Annotated in this window: 5 protein-coding genes and 1 pseudogene; 2 read left to right on the forward strand and 4 right to left on the reverse strand. The window is 63.5% G+C overall.

Annotation, left to right across the window (positions count from 1 at the left end; translation table 11 throughout):
- The 4 genes from J8I87_RS43210 to J8I87_RS43225 form a co-directional block, all read right to left on the reverse strand.
- A partial coding sequence (locus J8I87_RS43210; protein ID WP_280923162.1) for a citrate/2-methylcitrate synthase occupies positions 1-224 on the reverse strand: 224 nt, incomplete at its 3' end.
- Positions 225-249: 25 nt separating this feature from the next.
- Positions 250-1,161: a methylisocitrate lyase gene (gene prpB / locus J8I87_RS43215; protein WP_209938728.1), complete on the reverse strand. Its 912-nt coding sequence runs from the start codon at positions 1,159-1,161 to the stop codon at positions 250-252.
- On the reverse strand, positions 1,158-2,180 hold the full coding sequence (locus tag J8I87_RS43220) for an HpcH/HpaI aldolase/citrate lyase family protein (RefSeq protein ID WP_209938729.1): 1,023 nt from the start codon (positions 2,178-2,180) through the stop codon (positions 1,158-1,160). Before J8I87_RS43220 ends, prpB begins: the two co-directional genes overlap by 4 nt.
- A gap of 219 nt (positions 2,181-2,399) precedes the next feature.
- Positions 2,400-3,383, reverse strand: coding sequence for a malate dehydrogenase (locus J8I87_RS43225; RefSeq protein WP_209938731.1), 984 nt, complete (start codon positions 3,381-3,383; stop codon positions 2,400-2,402).
- Between the two features lie 570 nt (positions 3,384-3,953).
- Between J8I87_RS43225 and J8I87_RS43230 the strand changes: the two genes are divergently transcribed.
- Both J8I87_RS43230 and J8I87_RS45540 read left to right on the forward strand, forming a co-directional pair.
- On the forward strand, positions 3,954-4,754 hold the full coding sequence (locus J8I87_RS43230; RefSeq protein WP_209938732.1) for a GntR family transcriptional regulator: 801 nt from the start codon (positions 3,954-3,956) through the stop codon (positions 4,752-4,754).
- A 153-nt stretch (positions 4,755-4,907) separates the two neighbouring features.
- Positions 4,908-4,973: pseudogene (locus J8I87_RS45540) on the forward strand (succinate dehydrogenase, cytochrome b556 subunit); the annotation flags it as partial.

The following is a 4,973-nucleotide window of genomic DNA, read 5'->3' on the forward strand; positions in this document are numbered from 1 at the left end:
GCGTTCGGCAGCTTGCCGTGCACGAGCAGATACGCGACTTCCTCGAACTCGCACGCCCCCGCGATATCGAGGATGTCGTAGCCGCGGTAGTGCAGGTCGTTACCCGTCTTGCCGACCGTGCACAGCGCGGTATTACCCGCCGTCACGCCCGACAGGGCCACCGATTTTTTCGGCTTGAAGCCGCTTGTCGTTTCCGGTGCAGCCGCTTGCGTCGTCTCGCTCATTCCAGGATTCTCCTTGATTTGCCGCTCACTGGTCCTGCTCGTTTTTCTGCCCGTTCTGGCTGAACAGCGCGTCGAGCTTCTGCTCGTACGCGTAATAGCCGATACGGTCGTACAGTTCGGCGCGCGTTTGCATCGTGTCGACGACGGCTTTTTGCGTGCCGTCGCGGCGGATGGCCGTGTAAACGTTTTCGGCCGCCTTGTTCATCGCCCGGAACGCGGACAGCGGGTACAGCACGAGCGATACGTCCGCGCCGCGCAGTTCATCGACGGTGAACAGCGGCGTCGCGCCGAACTCGGTGATGTTCGCGAGGATCGGCACCTTCACGGCCTGCGCGAACTGTTTGTACATGCCGAGTTCCGTCATCGCTTCGGGGAAAATCATGTCGGCGCCCGCTTCGACGCAAGCCGCCGAGCGATCCATTGCCGATTGCAGGCCCTCGACGGCGAGCGCGTCCGTACGCGCCATGATGACGAAGTCGGGATCGGTGCGTGCGTCGACGGCGGCCTTGATGCGATCGACCATCTCGTCCTGCGACACGATCGCTTTGCCGGGGCGATGCCCGCAGCGTTTCGCGCCAACCTGGTCTTCGATATGCATCGCGCCCGCGCCCGCTTTGGTGAGCGCCTTCACGGTGCGCGCGATGTTGAACGCCGACGGCCCGAAGCCCGTATCGACATCGACGAGCAGCGGCAGATCGCAGACGTCGGTGATGCGGCGCACGTCGGTCAGCACGTCGTCGAGCGTCGAGATGCCGAGGTCGGGCAAGCCGAGCGACCCTGCCGCCACGCCGCCGCCCGATACATAGATCGCCTTGAAGCCCGCGCGCTGGGCGAGCAGCGCGTGATTCGCGTTGATCGCGCCGACCACCTGCAACGGCTTTTCGGCGGCGACGGCTGCGCGGAAAGCGGCGCCCGCGGATGTGTTTGCTGAGCTCATGATGCGGACTCCTCGTTGGCGACGGTAGCGTCCGGCCCGAACAGCGGCGCGGCTTCGGCGGGCACGCTGCGGCCTGTCGAGCGGGCGCGGCGCAGCACCGACCAGTAATAACGATAGCTCGCGCGATCGTGCAGCGTGTCGCGATGGCGCGTCGGCCCCCATTGCGCGGACTGCGCGGCGAGCAGGATCTCCGTCGCCGTCGCGATTTCTTCGTCGCGCGGCGCGAACGCCGACACGATGGCGGGAATCTGCGCGGGATGGATGCTCCACATGCGCGTGTAGCCGAACTCGTTGCGCGCGCGCAGCGCGTCGTTCGCGACGATGTCCATGTCGCGCACTTCCGTCGATACGTTGTGCGACGGCACCTTGCCGTGCGCATGACAAGCGGCCGAAATCTCCAGTTTCGCGCGCCGCACGAGCGGGTGATCGAACTGGCCCGGCGAGCGCATTGCCGTGTCGGGAATCGCGCCGTCGTGCGCGGAAACGAAGTCCATCAGGCCGAAGCTCAGCGCCTCGACGCCGGGCAGCGCGGCGAGCTCGAACACCCGCGTCAACGCGCCATGCGTTTCGATCAGCAACTGGACGGGGACGGGCTTCGCGATGCCGAGTTCGCGCCGCGTGGCCTCGATGAACGCGCACATCTCGGCGGCATCGGGCAGGTTGCGCAGTTTCGGCAGCGTGACGTAGGCGGGCGGGCGCTTCGCGGCGCGCAGAATCAGGCGCACGTCGTCGCGCCAGTGCGCGTGGTTGAAATCGTGGATTCGCACGCCGACGCGGCCGAACCGGTCGTGCTCGCTGCCGAGCAGCGACGCGACGAGTTCCGCATGTTCCGCTTCGCGGCCGACCTGCGCGCCGTCTTCGCAATCGAGCGTGATGTCGAAGACGGGCCCGAGGTGTTGCTGCAACGCGAGCGATTTGAGCATCAGCTTTTCGCTGCCCGCGTAGTGATCGCAGGCAGGCAGCACAGTGGGCGGCGCTTCGCCGTCAAACAGGACTTCGGCGGGAGTCAGTGCGCGCATTGTCGGCGTGGGAGCGTGGGTTCTGTTTGCAAATGCTGATTCGGGCGCATTCTGATCGTTTTCGACTGGCATGGGCCGCAAGTCGAACCAAAACGCGCCCGGATCAGTTGCGAACACCTGCGGCCGGTCTGCCGGGCAAACCGTCATGCAGGATATCGCACGTAAAAAACCGGAACCCGTCGCGCTGCAACGGAGTTCCGGCTGGTCTGCATCGAGTGATTAGCCGAGCAGGTGCTGAACGCCGTCGCGCTCTTCGAGCAACTCGTTCAGCGTGTTGTCCATCTTCTCGCGCGAGAACGCGTCGATCGGCAGGCCTTCGACACGCTTGTACTCGCCGTTTTCGCAGGTCACCGCAACGCCGTAGACGATGTCTTCGGGGATGCCGTACGAGCCGTCCGACGGAATGCCCATCGTCACCCACTTGCCGTTCGTGCCGAGCACCCAGTCACGCACGTGGTCGATGGCTGCGTTCGCCGCCGAAGCCGCCGACGACAGGCCGCGCGCCTCGATGATTGCCGCGCCGCGCTTGCCGACCGTCGGGATAAACGTGTTGCGGTTCCATTCCTCGTCGTTGATCAGCTTGGTCAGGTCCTGGCCTTCTGCCGTCGCGACGCGGAAATCCGGGTACATCGTGGGCGAGTGGTTGCCCCACACGACCAGCTTCTCGATCGACGAAACCGGCTTGCCCGACTTGGCAGCCAGTTGCGACAGCGCGCGGTTGTGGTCGAGGCGCAGCATGGCCGTGAAGTTCTTCTTCGGCAGATCCGGCGCCGACTTCATTGCGATGTAGGCATTGGTGTTCGCCGGGTTGCCGACCACCAGCACCTTCACGTCGCGGCTTGCCACTTCGTTCAGCGCCTTGCCCTGCACCGTGAAAATTTCGGCGTTGGCCGACAGCAGGTCCTTGCGCTCCATGCCTTTCGAACGCGGGCGTGCACCGACCAGCAGCGCGACGTCGGCGTCCTTGAATGCAACCTTGGGGTCGTCAGTGACCACGACACCCGCGAGCAGCGGGAACGCGCAGTCTTCGAGTTCCATCACGACGCCTTTGACGGCGGCTTGCGCTTGCGGCAGGTCGAGCAGCTGCAGGATGACCGGCTGGTCCTTGCCGAGCATGTCGCCATTGGCGATGCGGAACAGCAGGGAATAACCGATTTGACCTGCGGCGCCAGTGACGGCAACGCGCTTTGCGGGCTTAGCCATTGAGAAATCTCCAGGACGATGCGTTGAACGCTAGGGAAAACGCCATTCTATATGCGCGTTACGCGAAGCGTGGTTTTAAGCACGGCGAATTCGCTGCGCGAGCCCTGCAGGCGGTCCGAAGAAGGCCAGAAGACACGCTGCCGGCGAAGCCGACGTGCCGGGTAATCTGTGCTGCCGAGCGCGGGGATGAGAGGGTGCTTGCGACGCTCGTCGCGATTGGCGCCACGACTGGCGCTACGATTGACGGCACGTCAGGCCGCTGCATGGCGCGGGCTCCGGCAAACAGCGCGTTTCGGCGGGCATTGCGGCGCGGTAGGCAGGGCAATGCAGGGCGAAGCGAAACCTGAACTGCGTGAGGGAACAGCGTGATGCAGGGTGGCCTGTCGGTGCATCACGCTGTTGACATGAAGCAGTGTCAAAAATGCGTGGCACAACCCGCAAACCCTTGCTCGACAAGGAGTGTAGGATTCAGACCGCACAAAGTCAACCGTATCTTATGTCTTATATAAGACATATTTATTGCGGTAAAAAATCTGGACGGCACGAGGCGCTTTGTGTTGAAATGCGCGCATGAATTCGAACCAGGCCAGCACAGCGAATCCTCCCGGCGCGTCCGGCGCGGGTGAGGGTGCGCCTGCCGCCGCGCCGGCTCCATCGCCGACGTTCAGTCCTCTCTATCAGCAGATCAAGGCGCTCATCACGCAGAGTCTCGAGTCGGGTGAATGGAAGCCCGGCGAGATCATTCCAAGTGAAGTCGAATTGGCCGCGCGTTACAAGGTCAGTCAGGGCACCGTGCGCAAGGCGATCGACGAACTCGCCGCCGACAATCTGCTGGTGCGCCGCCAGGGCAAGGGTACCTTTGTTGCTACGCACAACGAAGACCGTGCCCAGTTCCGCTTTCTCCGTCTTCTCGCCGACGATGGCGCCGAGCATCCGCATATCAGCCGGCTGCTCGAGTGCCGGCGCTTGCGCGCGTCGGCGGAGATCGCGCGGCAGCTGGATCTGAAGCCGGCCGATCCCGTCGTGCTGATCAAGCGTCTGCTGACCTTCGACGGCGAGGACACCGTGCTCGACGAGATCTGGCTGCCGGGAGGCGTGTTTCGAGGCCTGACGCTCGAGCGCCTGTCGGAGTACAAGGGGCCACTCTACGCAATGTTCGAAACGGAGTTCGGCACCCGCATGATCCGCGCGTCGGAGAAAATTCGCGCCGTCGCCGCGGACCCGGCTGTCGCAGATCTTCTGCATGTGCCGACGGGATTTCCATTGCTGTCCGTGGAGCGCGTGTCCTATACCTATGGTGACCGTCCCGTCGAAGTTCGGCGAGGATGGTATGTCACAACCGGGTATTACTACCAGAACGACTTGAGTTGAAAGAAGAAGCGTTGCCGCGGGCTTGCGGCAAGGCTTGCAAGTGCCTTTAGATGCGCGTGGCGCGGCGCTGTCGGGTGCGGCGTTTCGCTGCAGCGCGAAATGAAAAGGCGCTAAAATTGCGGATTAGTGTGAACTACATAGTAGGGGTCTAGCATGGCAGAAGCCGTAAAAAAACCGAGGCCGGAATTCCGGAACATCGGTATCGGGCAGATATTGACG

The sequence above is a fragment of the Paraburkholderia sp. LEh10 genome (genome assembly GCF_017814945.1).
Lineage (GTDB): Bacteria > Pseudomonadota > Gammaproteobacteria > Burkholderiales > Burkholderiaceae > Paraburkholderia.